At 63.1% G+C, this 20,299-nt stretch carries 21 protein-coding genes; 14 read left to right on the top strand and 7 right to left on the bottom strand.

What is annotated here, in order from left to right; genetic code table 11:
- Positions 1–49: 49 nt before the first annotated feature.
- Positions 50–379 carry a TFIIB-type zinc ribbon-containing protein gene (locus tag AC72UB_RS01940; protein ID WP_505188273.1) on the bottom strand — a complete coding sequence of 110 codons (330 nt, stop codon included), beginning with the start codon at positions 377–379 and terminating at the stop codon, positions 50–52.
- Between the two features lie 132 nt (positions 380–511).
- On the opposite strand from AC72UB_RS01940, the gene yghU reads away from it, so the two are divergent.
- A complete protein-coding gene (yghU, locus tag AC72UB_RS01935) occupies positions 512–1,357 on the top strand; it encodes a glutathione-dependent disulfide-bond oxidoreductase (RefSeq protein ID WP_505188272.1) in 846 nt (281 codons plus the stop codon).
- A gap of 3 nt (positions 1,358–1,360) precedes the next feature.
- Here yghU and modC read toward each other — a convergent pair whose 3' ends face one another.
- The 4 genes from modC to AC72UB_RS01915 are packed head-to-tail and all read right to left on the bottom strand — an operon-like array spanning position 1,361 to position 4,370.
- Positions 1,361–2,467 carry a molybdenum ABC transporter ATP-binding protein gene (gene modC / locus AC72UB_RS01930; protein WP_505188271.1) on the bottom strand — a complete coding sequence of 369 codons (1,107 nt, stop codon included), beginning with the start codon at positions 2,465–2,467 and terminating at the stop codon, positions 1,361–1,363.
- Positions 2,464–3,162: a molybdate ABC transporter permease subunit gene (gene modB / locus AC72UB_RS01925; RefSeq protein ID WP_505188270.1), complete on the bottom strand. Its 699-nt coding sequence runs from the start codon at positions 3,160–3,162 to the stop codon at positions 2,464–2,466. The genes modC and modB overlap by 4 nt, the downstream gene beginning before the upstream one ends.
- A gap of 23 nt (positions 3,163–3,185) precedes the next feature.
- Entirely contained in the window at positions 3,186–3,944 is a 759-nt protein-coding gene (modA, locus tag AC72UB_RS01920) for a molybdate ABC transporter substrate-binding protein (protein WP_505188269.1), read from the bottom strand.
- A gap of 60 nt (positions 3,945–4,004) precedes the next feature.
- Positions 4,005–4,370, bottom strand: a complete 366-nt coding sequence (locus tag AC72UB_RS01915) for a winged helix-turn-helix domain-containing protein (protein WP_505188268.1) — start codon at positions 4,368–4,370, stop codon at positions 4,005–4,007.
- A gap of 121 nt (positions 4,371–4,491) precedes the next feature.
- Between AC72UB_RS01915 and AC72UB_RS01910 the strand changes: the two genes are divergently transcribed.
- From AC72UB_RS01910 to AC72UB_RS01895, 4 genes are all read left to right on the top strand, one after another.
- Positions 4,492–4,854 (top strand): hypothetical protein, encoded by a 363-nt coding sequence (locus tag AC72UB_RS01910; protein ID WP_505188267.1) that lies wholly within the window; start codon positions 4,492–4,494, stop codon positions 4,852–4,854.
- A gap of 78 nt (positions 4,855–4,932) precedes the next feature.
- Positions 4,933–5,871, top strand: coding sequence for a copper uptake system-associated protein (locus AC72UB_RS01905; RefSeq protein ID WP_505188266.1), 939 nt, complete (start codon positions 4,933–4,935; stop codon positions 5,869–5,871).
- A 256-nt stretch (positions 5,872–6,127) separates the two neighbouring features.
- Entirely contained in the window at positions 6,128–7,333 is a 1,206-nt protein-coding gene (locus tag AC72UB_RS01900; protein WP_505188265.1) for an aminopeptidase P family protein, read from the top strand.
- A 449-nt stretch (positions 7,334–7,782) separates the two neighbouring features.
- A complete protein-coding gene (locus AC72UB_RS01895) occupies positions 7,783–8,865 on the top strand; it encodes a L,D-transpeptidase (RefSeq protein WP_505188264.1) in 1,083 nt (360 codons plus the stop codon).
- 89 nt (positions 8,866–8,954) lie between these two features.
- Here the strand turns inward: AC72UB_RS01895 and AC72UB_RS01890 are convergent, their stop codons facing one another.
- Positions 8,955–9,296, bottom strand: coding sequence for a cupin domain-containing protein (locus tag AC72UB_RS01890; RefSeq protein ID WP_505188263.1), 342 nt, complete (start codon positions 9,294–9,296; stop codon positions 8,955–8,957).
- Between the two features lie 152 nt (positions 9,297–9,448).
- Here AC72UB_RS01890 and panB point away from each other — a divergent pair, with 152 nt between their 5' ends.
- The 9 genes from panB to AC72UB_RS01845 all read left to right on the top strand — a co-directional run bounded on the left by panB (position 9,449) and on the right by AC72UB_RS01845 (position 18,512).
- Positions 9,449–10,288: a 3-methyl-2-oxobutanoate hydroxymethyltransferase gene (panB, locus tag AC72UB_RS01885; RefSeq protein WP_463288824.1), complete on the top strand. Its 840-nt coding sequence runs from the start codon at positions 9,449–9,451 to the stop codon at positions 10,286–10,288.
- Complete coding sequence (gene panC / locus AC72UB_RS01880) at positions 10,285–11,124, top strand: pantoate--beta-alanine ligase (RefSeq protein ID WP_505188262.1); 840 nt, start codon at positions 10,285–10,287, stop codon at positions 11,122–11,124. The genes panB and panC overlap by 4 nt, the downstream gene beginning before the upstream one ends.
- A gap of 179 nt (positions 11,125–11,303) precedes the next feature.
- Positions 11,304–12,374, top strand: coding sequence for a hypothetical protein (locus tag AC72UB_RS01875; RefSeq protein ID WP_505188261.1), 1,071 nt, complete (start codon positions 11,304–11,306; stop codon positions 12,372–12,374).
- 3 nt (positions 12,375–12,377) lie between these two features.
- Positions 12,378–13,499, top strand: coding sequence for a hypothetical protein (locus tag AC72UB_RS01870; RefSeq protein ID WP_505188260.1), 1,122 nt, complete (start codon positions 12,378–12,380; stop codon positions 13,497–13,499).
- Between the two features lie 139 nt (positions 13,500–13,638).
- Positions 13,639–15,567 (top strand): AAA family ATPase, encoded by a 1,929-nt coding sequence (locus AC72UB_RS01865; protein ID WP_505188259.1) that lies wholly within the window; start codon positions 13,639–13,641, stop codon positions 15,565–15,567.
- Positions 15,568–15,702: 135 nt separating this feature from the next.
- Entirely contained in the window at positions 15,703–16,056 is a 354-nt protein-coding gene (locus AC72UB_RS01860) for an endonuclease domain-containing protein (RefSeq protein WP_505188258.1), read from the top strand.
- A 166-nt stretch (positions 16,057–16,222) separates the two neighbouring features.
- Entirely contained in the window at positions 16,223–17,569 is a 1,347-nt protein-coding gene (locus tag AC72UB_RS01855; protein WP_505188257.1) for a DUF6638 family protein, read from the top strand.
- Positions 17,566–17,847: a hypothetical protein gene (locus AC72UB_RS01850; protein ID WP_505188256.1), complete on the top strand. Its 282-nt coding sequence runs from the start codon at positions 17,566–17,568 to the stop codon at positions 17,845–17,847. The genes AC72UB_RS01855 and AC72UB_RS01850 overlap by 4 nt, the downstream gene beginning before the upstream one ends.
- Before the next feature lie 11 nt (positions 17,848–17,858).
- Positions 17,859–18,512, top strand: coding sequence for a DUF1523 family protein (locus tag AC72UB_RS01845; protein WP_505188255.1), 654 nt, complete (start codon positions 17,859–17,861; stop codon positions 18,510–18,512).
- A 123-nt stretch (positions 18,513–18,635) separates the two neighbouring features.
- Here AC72UB_RS01845 and AC72UB_RS01840 read toward each other — a convergent pair whose 3' ends face one another.
- On the bottom strand, positions 18,636–20,234 hold the full coding sequence (locus tag AC72UB_RS01840; protein ID WP_505188254.1) for a GMC family oxidoreductase: 1,599 nt from the start codon (positions 20,232–20,234) through the stop codon (positions 18,636–18,638).
- Positions 20,235–20,299: the final 65 nt, after the last annotated feature.

Raw genomic sequence — 20,299 nt, 5'->3', positions numbered from 1 at the left:
CCCCTCCCCCTTGTTGGGAGGGATGGGGTGGGGGGCCACAGGTGCGCCGTTAAAAGTCGAAAATATCCGACAAAAAGCTTTCCCGGCGCTTGCGCGGGCGGTGATAGTCATCGTCGTCATCATCGCGGCGGCGACGGGGCTCTTCCCGGCGCGGTTCTTCGCGGCGAGGGGCCTCAGCATAGGTCGGCGCGGCAGGCTGAGCGGGCGCCCGGCCCGGTTCACGCAGCGCCACAGGCGGCTCTGCACCAGCGGCACGTTCGACGATCTTGTCCAATTCGCCACGGTCCAGCCAGACACCCCGGCATTTCGGGCAATAGTCGATCTCAACGCCATGGCGGTCAGACATCACAAGGGTTTCATTATCAACCGGACAACGCATGTTCGCTCCTGTTTGCATTTCCATGCATGTGGGGGTGCGCCAGCGCACAAACAAGTGCTGACACAGTGGATTGCAGCGGCGGGCCTTGCGGCCTAGCTTTGGCTCCAATCATTTGTGAAAAGGACTGCACCCATGGCTGACACCCCCTATGTGCCCCCAAAGGTCTGGGTCTGGGACAAGGCGAATGGCGGGGCCTTTGCCTCGACCAACCGCCCCGTTGCCGGGGCCACGCATGACAAGGACCTGCCGCGCGGCCAGCATCCCCTGCAGCTCTACTCGCTGGCCACGCCGAATGGAGTCAAGGTCACCATCATGCTGGAAGAATTGGTCGAAGCCGGGCTTCTGGCCGACTACGACGCGTGGCTGCTGGAGATTTCCGGCGATCAGTTTGGCTCGGGCTTTGTGGGGGTGAACCCCAATTCCAAGATCCCGGCGATGATGGATTACTCCGGCGACACGCCCGTACGGCTGTTCGAATCCGGCTCGATCCTCATTCATCTGGCTGAAAAGTTTGGGGCCTTTCTGCCAAAGTCCGGCCCCGAGCGGACCGAGGTCATGAACTGGCTGATGTGGCAGATGGGATCGGCCCCCTTTGTCGGCGGAGGCTTTGGCCATTTCTACGCCTATGCCCCCGAGAAGTTCGAATACCCCATCAACCGCTATGCGATGGAAACAAAGCGCCAGTTGGACGTATTGGACCGTCGTCTGGCCGAGGTACCGTTCGTGGCGGGGCAAGATTACTCCATCGCCGATATGGCGATCTGGCCGTGGTATGGCAGTTTGGTTCTGGGCCGCGCCTATAACGCGGCCGAGTTCTTGGACGTGACGTCCTATAAGAACGTCGTCGCTTGGGCCGAAAAGATCGACGTGCGGCCTGCGGTCAAGCGTGGCCGGATGGTCAACAAAAGCTGGGGCGATGAGGCCGAACAGGTGCCAAATCGCCATTCAGCAGCCGATTTCGCGGGCAAAGCCGTCTAGCGATCAGTCTGGGGCCACCCCGGCGGTGGCCCCCACGCTGTCTTGGGCCACCGAGACCGATTTCAAGACCGCAAAGACTTGATCCCCCGTGCCGAGGCCCAGCGCCTGAACTGACCGGCGGGTGATGCGCGCCAAGAGCGCCTCATCCCCCATCCGCAGTCGCACAATCGCGCCCGGCCCGTCGCCAAGGCGAATCTCCTCGACCGTGGCGGTCAGGATGTTCAGCGCAGAAATCCCCTCGGGCCGGGTGGTGGCCAGCATCACATCCTGCGCCAAAATCCGCAGGCGCAGCACAGCCCCCGGCGCGGCCCCCACGCGCGGCAGCCAGATCGGCCCGCCCGCGCTGGCAAGCTGGCTAAGCCCATCAGCCTCATGCGCTGCGACCGTCGCCGAAATCAGCGCGCCTGCCTCACGCAACCCCATCACCGGGGCCATCGCCGGATCGGCCATCACCTTGGCCGCCGGGCCTGCGGCCATAACGCGGCCCGCCTCCAAGAGCACGATGCTGGTGGCCAACCGCACCACCTCGGCCACGGAATGGCTGACATAAAGGATCGGCAGACGCAGCTCATCGCGCAGCCGTTCCAGATAGGGCAGGATCTCGGCCTTGCGCGCCTCATCCAGCGCGGCCAAGGGCTCATCCATCAGCAACATCTGCGGGTTTGACAAGATCGCCCGCCCAATCGCCACACGCTGCGTTTCACCCCCCGACAGCGCACCGGGCCGCCGGTCCAGAAGCGCACCAATACCCAGAAGCTCGGTGATGCGCGCCAACTCACCGGAGTCAGCACCTGTGCCTGCAAACCAGCGGCCATAGGTCAGGTTCTGTCGCACCGTCAGATGCGGAAAAAGCCGCGCATCCTGAAACACATAGCCCATGCGGCGGCGATGCGGCGGCAGGTTGATGCGTGCCGCACTGTCGAACAGCACCCGCTCCCCCAGCACAATCCGCCCCGTGTCCGGCCTGAGCAGTCCCGCCACCGCATTGACCACCGTCGACTTGCCCGAGCCTGACCGACCAAACAGCGCCGTCACCCCCGGCGGGGCGTCAAACTCGGCCTCCAGCGTGAAATCGCCAAAGCGGTGGGAGAGCGTGATCGACAGCGTCATTGGCCCGCGATCCTTTTGGCAATGGCGCGGCTGACCCATTCGGCCAGCAACAGCGCCGCCATGGCCACAACAATGGCCACCAGAACCAGCCGAAACGCCTGCCCATCACCCCCCGGCACCTGCAAGAAAGCATAGATCGCCGAAGGCAGGGTTTGCGTCTGGCCGGGGATGTTCGACACGAAGGTGATCGTCGCACCAAACTCGCCCATCGCCTTCGCAAAGGCCAGAATGGCGCCTGCGACAATGCCCGGCAGGATCAGCGGCAAGGTCACCGTGGCAAAGACCCACAGGCGCGGCGCGCCCAGCGTGCTGGCCGCCTCTTCCAGCTTGGGATCCACCGCCTCAATCGCCAAGCGGATCGCCCGCACCATCAACGGAAAGGCCATGACCGCCGCCGCCAGAACCGCCCCTGTCCAGCGAAAGGCCAGCACGATGCCGAACCATTCGTCCAGAAACTGCCCGACATAGCCCTTGCGCCCGAAGGTCAGCAAAAGAAGATACCCCGTCACCACAGGCGGCAGGATGAGCGGCAAATGCACCAGCCCGTTCAGCACCTGCTTGCCCCAAAACTCCCAACGCGCCAGCGCATAGGCCACGAAAATCCCCAAAGGCAGGCTCAAAAGCGTCGCCCAAAACGACACGCGCAGCGACAAGGCCACCGCGCGCCATTCCTCGGGTGATAAGGCGTCAAACATCAGGGGCGCGCGTCCGGTTCAGGTCAGTGTAGGATCTTGAAACCCTGTGCGGCGAACTTGGCATCTGCCGCATCCGCCGACAAGGCATCGAAAAAGGCGCGGTCGGCGGCGTCGGCCGCCCCGGTCAAGAGAGCAGCGGGGTAGGTGATCGGCGCATGGCTTGTCTCGGGGAATTGGCCCACCACCGTCACATTGTCACCCGCCACCGCATCCGAGGCGTAGACAATGCCATAAGGCGCCTCACCCGTCGCCACCAGCGCAAGGGCCGCCCGCACGTTTTCAGATTGCGCCACCAGCGGTTCCGCCACGGCCCAAAGGCCCAGCGCCTCCAGCGATTGCTTGCCATATTGGCCTGCGGGCACGGCATCGACCATGGCCATCGACAGCATCCCGCCGTCCAAAAGTGCCACCAGATCAAGCTCTGGCCCAATCTCGACCGGGCTTGCATCCGTGCCATGCGCGATCAGCACCAGATCATTGCCCAGAAGGTCACGCCGCTGTCCCGGCACCACAAGCCCGGCCTGATCGACCGCATCCATCCAATTCACCGCCGCCGACAGGAAGATATCCGCAGGCGCGCCTTCGATGATCTGTTTGGCAAGCTGGTTTGACCCGGCATAGCTGATCGTCACGCTGTGGCCAGTGCTGGCCTCAAACTCGGCGGCAACCTCATCCAGCGCGGTTTTCAAAGAGGCGGCGGCAAAGACCACAACCTCCTCGGCACGCAGAGGGGCCGCCAAGGTGGCGGCGATCAGCGTGGCAAGGGCAAGGCGGCGGGGCATGGAGGGCTCCGATATGTTTTTTGAAACATATCAAGCAGGCAGGCCTACAAACGGCAAGCGTTATTTTTCTGCAACCATATCGGACGGCGCGCGATCACGCAGCCGCGCCTCAAGTGCGGCGATGGGGGCGGCGGCTGCGGCCTCCGCCAATCGCAGCGCCTCATGATAGAGCGCCAGCACTTCGCCCCCCGCCTCGGTCAGTTGCGCGCCACCGCCACCCTGCCCGCCCCGCACGCGGGCGACCAAAGGATCAGCAAAGGCCGCGTTCATTTCCTCGACCAAGGACCATGCGCGCTTGTAGCTCATCTCCATCTGCCGCCCCGCCGCCGCGATAGACCCGGTCTCGCGGATCCGTGCCAAAAGCTCGGCCTTGCCGGGGCCCATCATCGCCCCGTCAAACAGGATCCGCAGTTTCATTGCCGTCATGATCGTTGCCCTTCATCGCTGCACCAATCTTTCCCTATCCCACCCCCTGCGACAAGCCGCCCTGAGTGGCGCGCGAAAAACAGTTGTCGCCCAGCAGAACTTGGGGCATCTAACCGTCATGATGCGTTATGCGGTTCTTTCTCTGCAGCGGCTGGTTCTTGTGGCCGCGCTGACCGTGGCCCTTGTGGCAACGGGCTTTGCGCATCGTATGCCCAGCACTGATGATGCAGCGCTGGCCGCCTATGCCTTGGCGGGCGGCGACATCGCCGATCTCTGCGGCGATCTTGATGGCGACGGGCTCCCCGATCACGGCGATTGCCCGGCCTGCCAGATTGCGGGCGGCGCCGATCTACCCACCACCACCCTGACCCTGCGCAACGCCGATCTGGCCTTTGTTGCCCAAGTCGTCGCCCCGCGCGAAAGCCGCGCCGTGCGTGCGGTGCTTGACCCCGCGCGCGGCCTGCGTGCCCCCCCTTTGGCGTGATCTCGTTTCACCTGTGAAAACCTGATCCAACCAGGTGCCGCCCCATGGCGCGCGCACCTTTCCACCAAAGGACCGCAAATGACCCATTTTCTAGGCCTTATGGCCGCTCTGCTTCTGGCGCATCCGGTGCACGCCCATGGCGTTACCGTGGGCGATCTTGAAATCATCCATCCCAACATTCCCCAACCTGCCAGCTCCGCCATGGCGGCGGCGGGGTATATGGGCATTTCCAACGCTGGTGATGAGGCCGACCGCCTGATCGGCGTGGAAACCCCGGTTGCCCAAAGCGCCATGCTGCACAAGACAGAGGTCAATGCCGACGGCGTGGCCAGCATGACCCATGTCGAGGGCATCGACATTCCCGCCAATGACACGGTGGTGCTAGAGTCCGGCGGCTATCACATCATGTTGATGGGCCTGACCCAAGAGCTGACCGAAGGCCAGATGGTGCCGGGCGTCTTGATCTTTGAAAAGGCAGGCCGGGTTGAGATGGAATTTGCCATCGATCCGCCGGGTGGGGTCGATCATTCCACCATGGACCATTCCGCGATGGGCGCCGAGGCCAGCACGGAAACCGCCAGCGCCGAAGGGCATGGTGACGGCCACGGTCATTGCGACGGGCATGGTGCTGCTGCGCCTGCCATGACGGGCGATGACCCCACCGACATCGAAGCGCTGTTGAAGGCGCAGTTCGACACCCCCGAATCCCCGCTGACCGTGGCACCGATCACCGTGCAAGGCGATGTGGCCATCGCCAGTTGGTCGCAAGACGGGCGCGGCGGTCGGGCCTTTCTGCGCAAGGACGCCGAGGGCTGGTTTGTTGAGCTTTGCTCGGGTGCCGGGCTGATGCTGCCCGCCACGCTGCAAGGCCTTGGGCTGACACCGGCGGATGCCGAAACCCTGCTGGTCGCCGCACGCGCTGCCGAAGACCCCTTGGGGACCGAGGCCATCCAGCGCTTTGATAGCTTTGATGGCACGCTGATGATCGGCCGCGCGGGCCACGGCCATTCGGACTGATCCGACACTGCGCTGCGGGCGGGGCCCAACCCCGCCCGCGCCACGCCAAGCCCCCAGGGGACCCACCAGACGACCCACCAGACGACCCCATAGACAGCCACGCCCCCCTTCGCTATCTTCTCGCCCGAGCCGGGGCGATGGCGTCGTCCCAGGGGCACCCCCCGCTGCTTGCAAGCATGGCTTGCCACAGTCCTGTACGCCGGGACCTTTCGGGGTCTTGGACGATGCGATCCAGACCCCTTTGATGAGGTCTGTTATGACGGAACGTCCGCAACAATACCGTTTCCACCAAGGCGACCGGGTTCTGCCCTTTGCCACATCCGAATATGACGCCCGCATCGCGGGCCTGCGCGAGATCATGGAAGTGCATGGCGTTGACGCCTGCGTTTTCACCTCGATGCACTCGATCGCCTATTACTCGGGCTTTCTCTACTGCTCCTTTGGCCGCCCCTACGGCCTTGTGGTCACCCGCACCGAATGCGTGACCATTTCAGCGGGCATCGACGCCGCCCAGCCGTGGCGCCGCAGCCACGGCGACAGCATCACCTACACCGACTGGCAGCGCGACAACTACTGGCGCGCGGTTCTGTCGGTCACGGGTGAAAACAAAGTCATCGGCTGCGAGGCGGATCACTTGACGCTGGTGCAGTCCGAAAAGCTGAACGCCTTCCTTAAGCCGAAAAAGGGCGTCGATATCTCGGTCGCCGTCATGCAGCAGCGCATGCACAAATCCGCCGCTGAAATCGAGCTGATCCGCCACGGTGCCAACGTGGCCGACGTGGGCGGCTTTGCCATCCGCGAGGCGGTGAAGGAAGGCGCGCGCGAGATCGACATCGCCATGGCAGGCCGTGACGCGATGGAACTCGAAATCGCCAAGCGTTTCCCCGATGCAGAATACCGCGACACTTGGGTGTGGTTCCAGTCGGGCATCAACACCGATGGCGCGCACAACCCGGTCACCGCCCGCAAGTTGCAGCGCGGTGATATACTGTCGCTGAACACCTTCCCGATGATCTCGGGCTATTACACCGCCTTGGAACGCACGATGTTCGTCAAGGAATGCGACGCCGCCTCGCGCCGCATCTGGGACATCAACGTCGCCGCCCATGAATATGGGATGAGCTTGCTCAAGCCCGGCGTCTCTTGCGCCGAGGTGACCCACAAGCTGAACACCTTCTTCGAAGAGCATCAGGTGTTGCAGTACCGCACCTTCGGCTATGGCCACTCCTTCGGGATCCTGTCGCATTACTACGGCCGCGAAGCCGGTCTGGAACTGCGTGAGGACATCGACACGGTGCTGGAGCCGGGCATGGTGATCTCGATGGAACCGATGCTGACCATCCCCGAAGGTCAGCCGGGTGCGGGCGGCTACCGCGAGCATGACATTCTGGTCATCACCGAGGACGGCAACGAGGATATCACCAAGTATCCCTACGGGCCTGAGTTCAATATTGTAGGGTGAGACCCGACCCCGGCCTTGGCCGGGGTCAAAACGCTCCAGTGGAGCGTTTTGAGGGGCGAACGCCCGAGCAAACCTGCGAGGGCAGGCAGGCAGCGCCGCTGGCCTAGCGGCCAGCGGGAAAACGCTCCAGTGGAGCGTTTTCAGCAGCGAACGACCGAGCAAACCTACGAGGGCCGGGGGGAACCTCCCGGCCCTTTTCCTTTACCACCCAAACCGCAACTTGCTCTGAAACAAGAGGATCCCACCATATCCGGCCCACGACATGACACCAAACACCAAGACCCACATCATGCGCGCCTGCCCCACTGCGCGCGGCGGTTGCAAGGCGACAAACCCCTCGCCATCGCCGCAACGCCCCCGGCTTTTCTTTTTGCAACCGCGCTCAACCCCTTGACGCAAGGCGCAGGGGGCGGCTTTTGTGCCCGAGTTGCCCTTTCCCGAGATGTAGTATGACCCCGATTCTTCGTTTTTTGGCGCTTGGCGCTGTTCTTGGCCTGTCGGCCTGCGCCACCTCCCCCTCTGTCGAAACTGCGACCCCACAGGTCGTCCCCGGCTATGAGGCGGTTGAAGACGGCGGGTTCATGATCGAGGCGGTCGAAGCGCGGCATCTGACGGGCGGGCGTGAACGGACTGAGGTTGCGTACAACGGCTCGGAAAAGCCGGGCACCATCGTGGTCGATACCTTCGCGCGCAAACTCTACCATGTGCAGGAAAATGGCCGTGCGATGCGCTATGCGATCGCCGTGGGGCGTGAGGGCCTTTCGTTCCGGGGTTCGGGCGTGATCTCGCGCAAGGAAGAATGGCCCGCGTGGCAGCCCACCGCGAACATGGTCAGCACCCGGCCTGATCTGTACGCCGAATTTGCTGGCGGCATGAAGGGCGGGCTGGACAACCCCTTGGGCGCGCGGGCGATGTATCTGTATCGCGACGGTCGCGACACCATGTTCCGCATCCACGGCACCATTCAAAACGCCACCATCGGCCATGCCACCAGCGCAGGCTGCATCCGTCTGTACAACCAAGACGCCATTCACCTTTATGACCAAGTCAAAATGGGCGCCCGCGTAAAGGTGCGCTCGCAGGCCGAAAGCCTTGAGCTTGAAGGGGCCCATATGGATGACGCTTGGGGCCTTGCCGTGCCTGAGACGCCCGAATCGATTGCCCAAAAGGAATTGGACATTATCGCGCGCGCCGAGCAGGAGGCCGCCGAGGCCAAGGCCGCGGCTGAAGCTGCAGCAAAAGAGGCCGAGGAAAAGGCCCGTTATGCCGCGATGACCCCCGAAGAACGCGCCAAGGCCGACGAAAAAGCGGCCAAAGAAAAGGCAAAAGCCGAAGCTCTGGCCGCCAAAGAGAAAGCCAAAGCCGAGGCGCTTGCCGCCAAGGAAAAAGCCAAAGCCGAAGCGCTGGCCGCCCTCGAGGCCGAAAAAGCCGCCAAGGCGGCAGAGCGGGCCGAGAAAAAGCGTTTGGCCGACTGTAAGCGCAAGGGCATCGCAGAAAAGGATTGCCCGGCCTTGGAAGAGGCCGAAGGCTAAGTCCTCTCTTGGACAGCCCCATCAAGACAAAGGCCCGGAGCATGCTCCGGGCCTTGTTCTTTCACGGCGCGACGGGGCAAATCCCCCCGTCACTCAACGATCACATAATCCTTCAGCGTGGTTTCCACACAGTCCCATGTCCCGTCAAACCCAGGGCGGATAATGAACCGATCACCCGCCTTCAGATGGGTCACCGTGCCATGCTGGTCGGTCAGGATGGAATGGCCGGAGTGGATATAGATGTATTCCCACTCGGCATAACTGATCCGCCACTTGCCCGGCGTGGTCTGCCACATGCCGCAGTAAAGCCCGTCCCGGTCCTCCCGCGACCAGGTCGAATGCACCGGATCGCCCGACACAACCTTTCCCGGATCGGGGCGCGTGACCTCGGGCGTGATCCCGTCCTGACTGATACCTTCCACAAGCAGCATGATCCCTCCACTGGCTGTTTGGCACAGAAAGGCTGTTGCGGCGGCGCAGGTCAAGCACCGGCTTTCGCCGCGTTGCAGCGCAATTATGTTGCGAACCCCGCGCGGCTGTGCCTGAATAGCAGGCAGAATCTCCAAAAGGCCCGGAGCCGACGATGAGCGCCACCTCCCCCCTCCGCCCCGTGCTGCCGCCCGACATCCGCGCCCGCAAGGGCAGCACGCCCCTTGTCGTTCTGACCGCCTACACCACCCCGATGGCCCGGCTGGTTGATGCGCATTGCGACATCGCGCTGGTGGGCGATTCCCTTGGCATGGTCCTGCACGGGATGCCCTCCACCCTTGGCGTCACGATGGAGATGATGATCCTTCACGGCCGCTCGGTTGTGCGGGGGTGCCAAAAGGCGATGGTGGTCATCGACATGCCCTTTGGCAGCTATGAGGAAGGCCCCGCGCAAGCCTACCGGAACGCCGCCCGACTGATGGCCGAAACCGGGGCGCCTGCGGTCAAGCTGGAAGGTGGCGCGCATATGGCCGAGACCATCGCTTTTCTCACCAAACGCGGCGTGCCGGTGATGGCCCATATCGGTCTGACGCCGCAGGCGGTGAACACCCTTGGCGGCTACAAGGTCGTGGGCCGCGACGATGAGGCTGACCGCGTGATGCAAGACGCGCTGGCCGTGCAGGCCGCCGGGGCGTTCTCGGTGGTCTTGGAAAAGGTCCCGATGGGCCTTGCAGGGCGCATCACCAAGGCGCTGGACATCCCCACCATCGGCATCGGGGCTGGGGCAGATTGTGACGGGCAGGTTCTGGTGATCGACGACATGCTCGGCCTCTTCACCGAATTCCGCCCGAAATTCGTCAAACGCTACGCCGAACTGGGCCACACCGCAGATGAGGCCATCGCTGCCTATGCCGCCGAAGTTCGCGCCCGCGCCTTCCCGGCCGATGAACACGGCTTCCCCGACGTGCTGCCCGCGAAAGGCCCGACATCTTGACCAAAGTGATCCGTACGGTGGCCGAGCTGCGCACCCTCGTGCGCGCATGGCGCGCAGCAGGCGAGATCGTGGGCGTGGTCCCCACCATGGGGGCCTTGCATGACGGTCACCTCTCCCTCGCCCGGCGCGGCAAGGTGGAATGCCACCGCGTCATCACCACGATCTTTGTGAACCCCAAACAGTTCACCAACCCCGAGGACCTGAAGAAATACCCCCGCACCGAAGAGGCGGACGTGGCGCTTTTGAACAGCGTCGGCGTCGATGCGGTCTTTATCCCCTCACCCGAGGAGGTTTACCCCGACGGCTATATGACCACCGTTTCCGTGGGCGGTGTCTCTGAACCGCTTGAGGGGCGGATGCGACCGGGGCATTTTGACGGCGTGGCCACCGTGGTGACCAAGCTTTTCGGCATGACCGAAGCCCATCGCGGCTATTTCGGGCAGAAAGACTGGCAACAGTTGCAGGTCGTTCTGCGGCTGGTGCGCGATCTGAACCTGCCCGTCACCGTGGTCGGCTGCGAAACCATCCGCGAGGCGGACGGTCTGGCCATGTCCTCGCGCAATGTGCGGCTGACGGATCAGGGCCGCGCGGTTGCGCATGTGCTTTACACCGCCATCACCGCCGCCGCCGATGACATCCGGGCCGGGCAATCCGACCGCATGGCCATTCGCGAGGCCGCCGAAAAGGTCCGCGCGGCGGGGTTTGAACGGGTGGAATACATCGAACTGCGCGACGCCGAAACGCTGATGCCATCCGACGACGTGCGCCGCCCCCGCCGCATGCTGGCCGCGGCATGGCTCGATGGCGTGCGGCTGATCGACAATATCCCGGTCTAACGCCCGCCCGGCCCCACAACGACATTGCGACCGCGCCCGGTTTGGGCAAGGATAACCCATTCATTCAGGTCCAGCCTTTGGGCCCACACCCAATTTTTTCAGTTTCCCCGCCAGACGGGGATGTATTGATGTGAAAGATCATTACATCAGCCTCTGGACCCAGTCACACGGAGAGCAAGATGGCCGATTTCGACGCGCAGATTCAGGAAAGCCAGAAACAGGTTGCCGAGGCGCAGGCCAAGATTTCCGCCGTAACCGCCCAGATTGAAACGGCCCGCACCAAGCTCGATCAGGGCCTGTCGATTGATGTGGAAAACGCCACGCTCGACGATGTGAACAAGCACACCGAGGTGATGAACGCCAACATCGCCGAGTTGATCATGGGGCTGGATGACGTCACAGCGGGCTTTTCCAAAGACTTCGATGAGATGCGCTCCAAGACGGGCATGGAAAGCTTTGTCGGCATCTTCTCCTCCGCCAAATCGGAATCGATGCGGCAAGAACGGCTCCGCACCGCCTCGATTGACGACAAGCTGCAAGACCTGATCGCCAAATCCGACGTGATCGTGCGCCTCTTGCAAGGCCAGTTGGACCTGCTCAACACCCAAAAATCGCGGGTGGAAGTGAACCTTGGCGACACGCTGTCCCAGCGCGAAGGCGCAGTGACAGCGTTGGAGGCCACGCGCGCCGAGATCACCGCGATGGACCCCAAGATCATCGAGCTTGAAAACAAGATTTCCGTCGAACAAGACGCGGCTGCCCGCACCAAACTCGAAACCGATCTGGCCGAGTTGAACGCACGTTACAACGCACTGGTGCAGGACGAACAGGTGCAATTGGCCAAAAGCCAGACGCTGGAACGCTATATCGAAAAGGGCAAAACCTGGGTGGACAGCCTGACCAATCAGGCCGCCACGCAATTGGTGCTGATCAACAAATTGCAAACCGACACCAAACAGCGCGTGGTGCTTTATGACGCGCTGACCTCCAGCCTCAAGACCGCCCAGCAACAAGATGTGGCCCACCGCATCAATGAAATCGGCGTGAAAACCGACCAAGAGGCGCAGGCCGCAATGGCCGCGATCGGGGCTGCCACCAACGACAAAATGGCCGGCATGCTTGAGGCACACGAAGGTCATATGGTCTTTGCCCGCCAGATCTTGGAGCAAAAAGCCGAGGCGGACGAACGCTTTGCCCGCCGCTTTGCCAAGATCGTCGAGAAACACGACAAGAACGCCTACGGGGGTTAAGCCGTGGCCGACCTCAAAGAGGCGCTGGTCTCAGACCATGCCCAGCTTTACGACACCGCCATCGCCCGGCGCTACTTTGCCAAGTTTGACCGGATCACCGGACATCTGGGCCGCGTGGCGGGCGAGGTTGAGGCCGAGGGCAAGCTGACCCGCACCGAAGCGCGGATCCTTGGCCGGTATCTGGCTGGGCTGAATACAACCTTCGCAGCCCTCAGCCACAAATACCTCATGACCGGGCGCAGCGACACCGCCCCGCGCCTGACCTTTGACCGCCACGACTCCGGCTTTCCGGTAGCGCAGGAACTGATGACCATGGCGCTTGATGCCGCACAGGTCGCCAAGCATCTGGCCGGGATGGCCTCCGAGGCCGAGTTGAAAGACCGCATGGTGCGCCAGATCGTCAGTGACCTGACCACGCCAACCGCGCTGCAATTCGCGCTTTCGCAGCGACTTTACTACGAAGCGCTGGCCGCCGGGGGCCTCTTCTGGGCCCGCAATGACCCGCAGGCGCAGTTCATCGCCGATGTCGGCGCGCGGCGCCACATCCTCATTCACTGGGCGGTCTGGGATGCCCAGACCAATCTGCCCGTGGTCTATCTGTTCGACGTTCAGGATTCCGGCCGCACCCCCTTGCCCACCGATGACCGGCGCTGGCCCTTGGTGCAACAGGGCCTGATGGCGCAATCCTTGGGCGGGCTGAAACTGCTGACCATGGCCCAAGGCTTTGACAAGGATTTCGAAGCAATCCACCCCAAACGCCTGCGCCGCATCACGCTGGGGCCGATGCACAGCCATGACTTCACCCTGCAATCAGGGCCGATCTCGGATGTGCTCAAGGCCGCCCAAGCGCCCGATGGGCTTGACTGGGCGCTGGTCTGGACGGTCGAAGATCTGGTGTCAGACCGCGAGGAAGAGGTGAAAGACGGCTGGTTCTCCACCGCCAACCGCCAGATCTGGAAGCTCGATCCGCTCCACGGCATCGACACCGGCACCAGCGCTACCGAACGCATGGTGATCCTGCCCGAACAGGTGTTTCAAGCGCTGGTCGAGGTCAACGCCCCCGGCCTGCGCCCTTATCGCAAATTCGTCGTCGGCGCAGGCGGGCGCATCATCCCGGCCGTGTGATTGGGCCAAGCCCCGGGGGCCAGCCCCCGGTCCCCCGGAGTATTTCTGCCAAGATGAAAATCCGCCGTTTCATCTTGCCCCAAATACTCCCGCCGGAGGCGAAGGCTGGGCAAAAGACATAGGTTTTGGAGAATGAGAGATGACCACGCGCGACACAATGGAACTGCGGGAAGAAGCGATCAAGGCGCAGTACGAGGCAGCGCTTAGCCTGATTTCAGGCTTTGACCATGCGCCGCGGCTGGCCAAGGCTTTGGCCCCAGTGGCTACCGAAGAACGCTCGCCCGGCATCGGCGCGCGGCCACGGTTTCGCTCGACCATCCCCGGCATGGCGGCGCGGTCCACGGCGCGGCCGGGCGGGGTGCGGCTTTATGAGCGGGTCGAGGCCTTGGGCGACGGGCTCTTGTCGCCATTGCAGGCCAGCGCCCTTCATGCGCTGCGGCGCGGGGTGGCGATTGCCTTGGCCCTTGACGAGGCCTTTGCAGCCCAATCGGGTCTGGCCGAGCTGAAGAAGGCCAATCTCGAGGGCCGCCTGCCCGAAGCGCGTCGGGCCGAGTTCACCGATCTTCTGGCCGGCGAGGCTTTGGCAGTGCTTTACACCTTTGCCAATGCCACCGCCTTTCTCCTTGCCCCGCATCTGGGCTCCACCACCGTCGAGATCGGCGAGGTGGAGGAGGTTTTGACCGACAACGCCCCGCTCGCCCTGCAAGGCGCCCTGTGGGAGTTGGATCAGGACATCGCCCTCTTTGCGACCGATGAAACCCGGCTTGTGGCCACCCTCGCCGCCTTTGCCGAAGCGCTGATGGCCAAGGTCAGCTTGCGCGCCCAGACCGCAGGCGGCACGGCGGCATTTACCGGCTCAGCGTGGAAGGTCGAGGCAGACGGCCTGGCGATCAACGGCTTCAAACCCGCCCGCGCGACCAAGGGCGGTGCGATCACCATGCAGTTCAAGAAACCGCATGAGGTGGTAGGCAATCACATTGCCAAATACCAATCCATGCGCTTGGCCAAGATGCTGATGGCCTATGACTTTGACCGCCGCCTCAACCCCTTTGCCGAACTGGGCGGCTTTATCTTCACCTTCATGGGCGATGGCAAACCCGGCACGGGTAAGACGACCCTCATCCAGATGATGGCCGGAATGCTGAATGACTATTGCAAGGTCGCAGGCTACCCGTTCCGCTATCAGAACTTTTCCATCGACCAGATCGACAGCTATCAGGGCAAATCCGGCCAGAACGCCAAGGCGTTTATCGACACTGTGCTTGACCCCACGGTCATCGGCTTTGGCACCATTGACGACATTGACCAAGTGGCCGGCAAGCGCGGCGACCGCCAATCCAGCGCGGGCCAGCAAGAGGTGACGGCGGTTTTTATGCAGGCCTTTGCCGGGGCGGGCACCGTGGTGCGCGGCAATTGCACCTTTGGGATGTTTTCGAACTTCCCCGAGAATGTCGACGATGCGCTGCGCCAACGCGCCGGGGCGCGGTTTTTGGTCGATGGCCCGCAAACGCGCGAGGATTACGTCGATATCCTGTCGCTCCTTCTGGGCAAGAACCACCAAATCCCCCTTGGCGCGCATGATCTTTTTGCCGCCCAAGAGATCAAAAAGGCCGTCGCAGCCAGCTTTGAAGGCCACGCCCGCCCACATGAGCCGGGGCTGGTCACGGTCTGGGACCGGGTGGCGGGTCAGATTGGCCCCTTGGACACGATTGCCAAACTGGGGGCTTACCTGAAGGCCATCCAAGAGGCCGACCCCCGGTTCACGGGCCGCGCGATCAAGAACATCACCGATGCAGTCAAGGTGCGGGCGATGGATTTCGACCTGCCTGACATCTGGATGGAGAACCCCGATCTGTTCCTCTTCAAACCCTACGACGACAAACTGGCGATGATCCGGGGCTTGATGCAACCGATCACGGTTGAGATGGTGGTGCAGGAGATCAACCGCTACGCGGACAGTGAGTTCCGCTATTCCGACAAGTCGGACGAGGTGGCGATTGAAGGCATGGTGCGGGAGTTTGGTCGGCAGGAAGAGGCGAAACGGCGGTATTTGGAGGGGAAGGGGTGAGCATGCCCAGAGCCCCCACCCCATCCCTCCCCACAAGGGGGAGGGGGCCCCTTTGGACCAAGCGCACAACCTCATTCACCGCGCACCTCCCCTCCCCCTCGTGGGGAGGGGCTGGGGGTGGGGGGCCATCGCTAAATGACTGATATCGCCCCCCAAACCCGCGCAAACGCCCGCCGCCTGCGGACCGAGATGCCACCGCAGGAGCGCAAAGTCTGGATGCAGTTGCGCGACCTGAACCATCGCCTTGGGCTTCATTTCCGCAGGCAGGCGCCAGTTGGCCGCTTCAATGCGGATTTCGTGGATTTTGGGCGGCGGTTGGTGATCGAAGTTGATGGCGGTCAGCACGGCGGCGCCGAAGACACAGGGTGGGATGCGTGGTTTCAGGGTCAAGGCTTCACAGTCTTGCGGGTCTGGAACAGCGATGTGGATGGCAACCTTGAAGGTGTCATGCAGCTGGTGCTTGATGCCTTGGAAGGTGGTTTGGAATGACAGAGAGTTTCTTAATGGCAAATCGCGCAGCCCCCCACCCCCAGCCCCTCCCCACAAGGGGGAGGGGAGGAGTCTCATGCCATATCGCCCGCCCGACGCCCAACGCGGCCCTCTCCCCCTCGTGGGGAGGGATGGGGTGCGGGGCCTTTGCCAAAGGAGCCACCCCATGAACCGCCTCATCTCCGCTGGCCTCATGTTCGGCAACCTGATCGAGGTCTCCTCCCCGGCCCTGATCGAGCGGTACAACCGCGCGCTGAAGCATCTGACGGGCAAGACCACCCAACTCACCGATTTCCACATCGACCTGTCGGGCTATTCCCCCGAGATCGGGGACGAGTTCAACGATCCGGGCTATCTTAACCCCAGCGGGGCGAACCGGCAGTTCATCTTGCTAACCACGAGCCAAAAGACCGCGCCGCTGCTCAACATGAAATTCTCCACCGCGCGCGGCATCCTCCAGCAGTTCATCGAGGCCAATGAGGCGCAGTTGTTCGCCCTCACCGCCCGCGATGCGGTCTGTGGGGAGTTGCAAGGCTCGGTCTATGAGGTCTCCACCGCCGCGTGCCTGCTTGAGATGAAACAGGTCACGGTCGAGGCCGACACCATCGGCGGCCATGTCGCCGATGCCGAAAAGCTCGCCGACCTTATCACCCGCTTTCGCGCCGAACCCGACGGCTGGCGCGATGAGGCGCTGATCGCCGAGATGATCCAGCTTGCGCGCAAAACCGGCGATATCACGAGGGTGCCGGTGGCTTTGCCCGCCATGACCTTCTCACAGCCAAACTTCTGGACGAGCCATTTCGGCGGGCTTTACATCTTTCAAGACCTGCGCGCGCCCGGTGTCATCAGCACCCAGCCGCGCGACACCCTTGGGACCTTGCCGATTTCCCCGGTGATGGACATCACCCGGCGCAACCAGATTGCCGAATGGCTGGACCGCAATGGCCTGGTGGAGCCCATCGTACAGGCGCGCGGCTTGGATGCCGCCGGCATCTTGCGCCAGAAGATGGATTTCATTCTGGTTGAGGCGGCCGAAACCCTGAAGATCGACATTGGCGACGCGCGCCGCACCGAACTGCGCAAGATCGCCTATCGCTTGGGCGATGCGCTGCCTGATGAGTTTCTGGGGCTGGCCGCGCTTTTGCGCTGGGTTGAAGGGGCCGGGCCATGGCCGCGCATCACCTCGGAACACGCCTGCTATTTCTACACGCTTCGCGCCAGCCCCGGCAAAAACCGCGATCTGGTGAATATGCTCTTGTCCGAGCTGGCCCCGATGGACGTGCGCCAGATGTTCATCACCCATAAGGAGCTGTTCTACGCCCATTATGCCCGCTGGTCTGACCGCAAGCGGCACTGGGTGGTTGATTTTCTGGAACGCGAATACAAGGTGGATGCCCAAGGCGCGCGCGAGGCGCTGTTTGGCCCTGAACCCGCCATGGACAGCCACGACCGGCCCACGCCCCGCCCGTCGCGCGATGTTGGACCTTGGGGCGCGGCAGGAGGACGGCGATGATCGGGTTGCTGCGCGCGGCGGTTCTGGCCTTTGTTCTGTTGAGCGTGGTTTATGTCATCGTCTCGATCTATTCCCGCTCCGTCAGGCGCGAAAAGCTGGAAAAAGACTGGGACAGCGACCCAGACAACCTGGGGGCTGAAAGTTCAGAGCGCGATGCCTATATCAAGGCAGGGCTTAACGCATATCGCCACAGCCTACGGCGCAAGCTGATCGTCTTGGTCTATATCATTCCCATGGCGGTCGTTTTGGCAACGGCCTATGCCGTGAACCATCAGTAAAGGGGGTCGCCATGTGGACCAAAACGAAATGGACCTTGCGGATTGTGGCGGGGCTTCTGGCGCTGGGGTTCCTGCATTACACGTTGCCGCAGCATGACATCGTCAAGATCACCGGCACCTACAACCGGCTCACCACCATCGGCTCTGAGAACGCATGGGCCTATGCCTCGCCCGATACCGGTACCGCCGAAAGCGGTACCACCCGCGACATCCGGTTTATCGAAGCGGCCTATCCCGATGGCGATGTGATGGTGTACCGCAACGAAGACACCGGCTGGATCTGGCCGCCCTATTTCAAATACGACAGTTCCAACCTGCAGGCCGAGGCGGGCAATTTGAAATCTGATGCCGCATCCCCGAAATGGGTGATGGTCACCCATTACGGCTGGCGCCTGCCGATCCTGTCGATCTATCCCAACGCCGTCTCGGTGCGTGAGGCAGAGAGCCCCGATGAACGGGTGATCCCCTATGTGTCGATCGTCGTCATCGCATTTTTGCTCTTTGCGATCTTCATGATCCGCCGGATCTGGGCGCAGTTCTGGGAACGCTCGGTGGAACCCGTGGCCGCCGAAATGGGCGAGACATGGGACGGGGTCGAGGCCAAGGCGACCGGATTTGTCGGCCGGATCAAGGCCTGGTTTAACCGCGGGCGCGCCAGGAAATAGCCCTGCTGCGGGGTGGAAAATTCTTGACAGAAGAATTTTCCCCAAGCGCCGTCATTCAGCGTTGCGCTGGCGGCGCCGTCGGACGCTCCGCGGGGAGTATTTGGGCCAAGATGAAAGACCGGGTCAGCGATTGCGGATCAGGTCTGCGGCTTTTTCGGCGATCATGAGTGTGGGGGCGTTGGTGTTGCCACCGATGAGCGCCGGCATGACGCTGGCATCCACCACGCGCAGGCCTTGCAGGCCATGGACGCGCAAGCTGGGATCGGTCACCGCCAGCGCGTCTTGCCCCATGCGGCAGGTGCCAACCGGATGATAGATCGTGTCAGCATGGGCACGGATCGCCGCCTCAAGCCCTGTGTCCGAGCCGTCATGCGGGTAAAGCCGTTTGCCTTTCCAAGGGGCAAGGGCGGGGCTTTCGAGCATCGCCTCGGTGATCCGCGCGCCTTGCATGAGAACGGCTAGGTCCTCGGGGTGGCTGAGGAAGGCCGGATCGATCAAGGGCGCATCGCCGGGGTTGGCCGAGTGCAGCGCGACAGTGCCCCGCGACTTGGGCCGCAGCACGCAGACATGGGCGGAAAAGCCGTCGGCCAGATGCAGGTGGCGCATGTGTTGGTCGACAATGCCCACCACAAAATGAATTTGCAAATCGGGGCGCGGCTGATCGGGGGTGGAGCGGAAGAAGGCCCCGCCCTCGGCCATGGGCGAGGCAAAGAGCCCCTCGCCGGTTTTGCGCCAGTGCAGGCCCGCCTTGGCCAGCCGCATCAGCCCGCGCGGGTTCAGCCCCACGGTGTCACGGCGCAAGGAGTGGTGGCTGATCGTATAGTCGAGATGGTCTTGCAGGTTCTGGCCCACACCCGGCAAATCATGGATCACCGGCAGCCCATGTTGGCGTAAGTGATCCGCCGGGCCAATGCCCGAAAGCATCAAAAGCTGAGGCGAGCCAAAGGTGCCTTGGGCCACGATCACCTCATGTCGGGCCGTCAGGGCGCGCCGGGCCAGGCCGCGCTTCACGATCACGCCCGTGGCACGTTTGCCGTCGAAGGTGATCTTCTCGGCCCGCGTGCGGGTCAGGACCGTGAGGTTTGGGCGGGTCAGCGCGGGGTGCAGATGGGCGGCGGCAGCCGAGCAACGCTCGCCTTTCCTTGGGCCGGAATGGAACTGCGTGACCTGATAAAGCCCGGCACCTTCCTGCGTCGGGCCGTTGAAATCGGGGTTTTCCGGCACCTGCACATTGCCCATCGCCTGCACAAAGGCGCGGCTGATCGGGCGGGGGAAGCGCTGATCGCCCACCTGCAAGGGGCCGTCCGCCCCATGCAGCGGGCCGGGGCGGGCGTTGCCTTCGGATTTCAGGAAATAGGGCAGTACCGAGGCCCAATCCCACCCCTCAGCCCCCAGATCCGCCCAGCCGTCATAATCCGACGGATGGCCGCGCACATAAAGCATGGCGTTGATGGCCGAGGAGCCCCCCAGCGCCTTGCCCCTTGGCTGAAAGCCCCGCCGCCCGTTCAGGCCCGGTTGTGGCGTGGTCTGCAAGGCCCAGTTGTGGATGGGCGGGCGGCCCGACACCATCGCCGCCACAAGGGCAGGCGCGCGGATGAAGATATCGCGGCCCATGCCGCCGGCCTCGATCAGGCAGACCGTCACGGCGGGGTCTTCGGTCAGTCGCGCGGCCAGCACGCATCCGGCCGACCCACCACCACAGATGATATAGTCAAACTCCATGGGACCAGCCTAAGCCTGCCCCATGGAAAGGCAAACGTGACGTTGCGCGCGACGAGGTCGACGCG

The sequence above is a fragment of the Allotabrizicola aquatica (SeqCode) genome, from assembly GCF_965194375.1.
GTDB lineage: Bacteria > Pseudomonadota > Alphaproteobacteria > Rhodobacterales > Rhodobacteraceae > Tabrizicola_A > Tabrizicola_A aquatica.
This window is presented reverse-complemented; position numbering and strand designations above follow the sequence as displayed.

Coding starts and splice junctions, on each gene's coding strand:
- AC72UB_RS01940 (WP_505188273.1), bottom strand. CDS start 379: ATGCGTTGTCCGGTTGATAATGAAACCCTTGTGATGTCTGACCGCCAT.
- yghU (WP_505188272.1), top strand. CDS start 512: ATGGCTGACACCCCCTATGTGCCCCCAAAGGTCTGGGTCTGGGACAAG.
- modC (WP_505188271.1), bottom strand. CDS start 2,467: ATGACGCTGTCGATCACGCTCTCCCACCGCTTTGGCGATTTCACGCTG.
- modB (WP_505188270.1), bottom strand. CDS start 3,162: ATGTTTGACGCCTTATCACCCGAGGAATGGCGCGCGGTGGCCTTGTCG.
- modA (WP_505188269.1), bottom strand. CDS start 3,944: ATGCCCCGCCGCCTTGCCCTTGCCACGCTGATCGCCGCCACCTTGGCG.
- AC72UB_RS01915 (WP_505188268.1), bottom strand. CDS start 4,370: ATGACGGCAATGAAACTGCGGATCCTGTTTGACGGGGCGATGATGGGC.
- AC72UB_RS01910 (WP_505188267.1), top strand. CDS start 4,492: ATGCGTTATGCGGTTCTTTCTCTGCAGCGGCTGGTTCTTGTGGCCGCG.
- AC72UB_RS01905 (WP_505188266.1), top strand. CDS start 4,933: ATGACCCATTTTCTAGGCCTTATGGCCGCTCTGCTTCTGGCGCATCCG.
- AC72UB_RS01900 (WP_505188265.1), top strand. CDS start 6,128: ATGACGGAACGTCCGCAACAATACCGTTTCCACCAAGGCGACCGGGTT.
- AC72UB_RS01895 (WP_505188264.1), top strand. CDS start 7,783: ATGACCCCGATTCTTCGTTTTTTGGCGCTTGGCGCTGTTCTTGGCCTG.
- AC72UB_RS01890 (WP_505188263.1), bottom strand. CDS start 9,296: ATGCTGCTTGTGGAAGGTATCAGTCAGGACGGGATCACGCCCGAGGTC.
- panB (WP_463288824.1), top strand. CDS start 9,449: ATGAGCGCCACCTCCCCCCTCCGCCCCGTGCTGCCGCCCGACATCCGC.
- AC72UB_RS01875 (WP_505188261.1), top strand. CDS start 11,304: ATGGCCGATTTCGACGCGCAGATTCAGGAAAGCCAGAAACAGGTTGCC.
- AC72UB_RS01865 (WP_505188259.1), top strand. CDS start 13,639: ATGACCACGCGCGACACAATGGAACTGCGGGAAGAAGCGATCAAGGCG.
- AC72UB_RS01860 (WP_505188258.1), top strand. CDS start 15,703: ATGACTGATATCGCCCCCCAAACCCGCGCAAACGCCCGCCGCCTGCGG.
- AC72UB_RS01855 (WP_505188257.1), top strand. CDS start 16,223: ATGAACCGCCTCATCTCCGCTGGCCTCATGTTCGGCAACCTGATCGAG.
- AC72UB_RS01850 (WP_505188256.1), top strand. CDS start 17,566: ATGATCGGGTTGCTGCGCGCGGCGGTTCTGGCCTTTGTTCTGTTGAGC.
- AC72UB_RS01845 (WP_505188255.1), top strand. CDS start 17,859: ATGTGGACCAAAACGAAATGGACCTTGCGGATTGTGGCGGGGCTTCTG.
- AC72UB_RS01840 (WP_505188254.1), bottom strand. CDS start 20,234: ATGGAGTTTGACTATATCATCTGTGGTGGTGGGTCGGCCGGATGCGTG.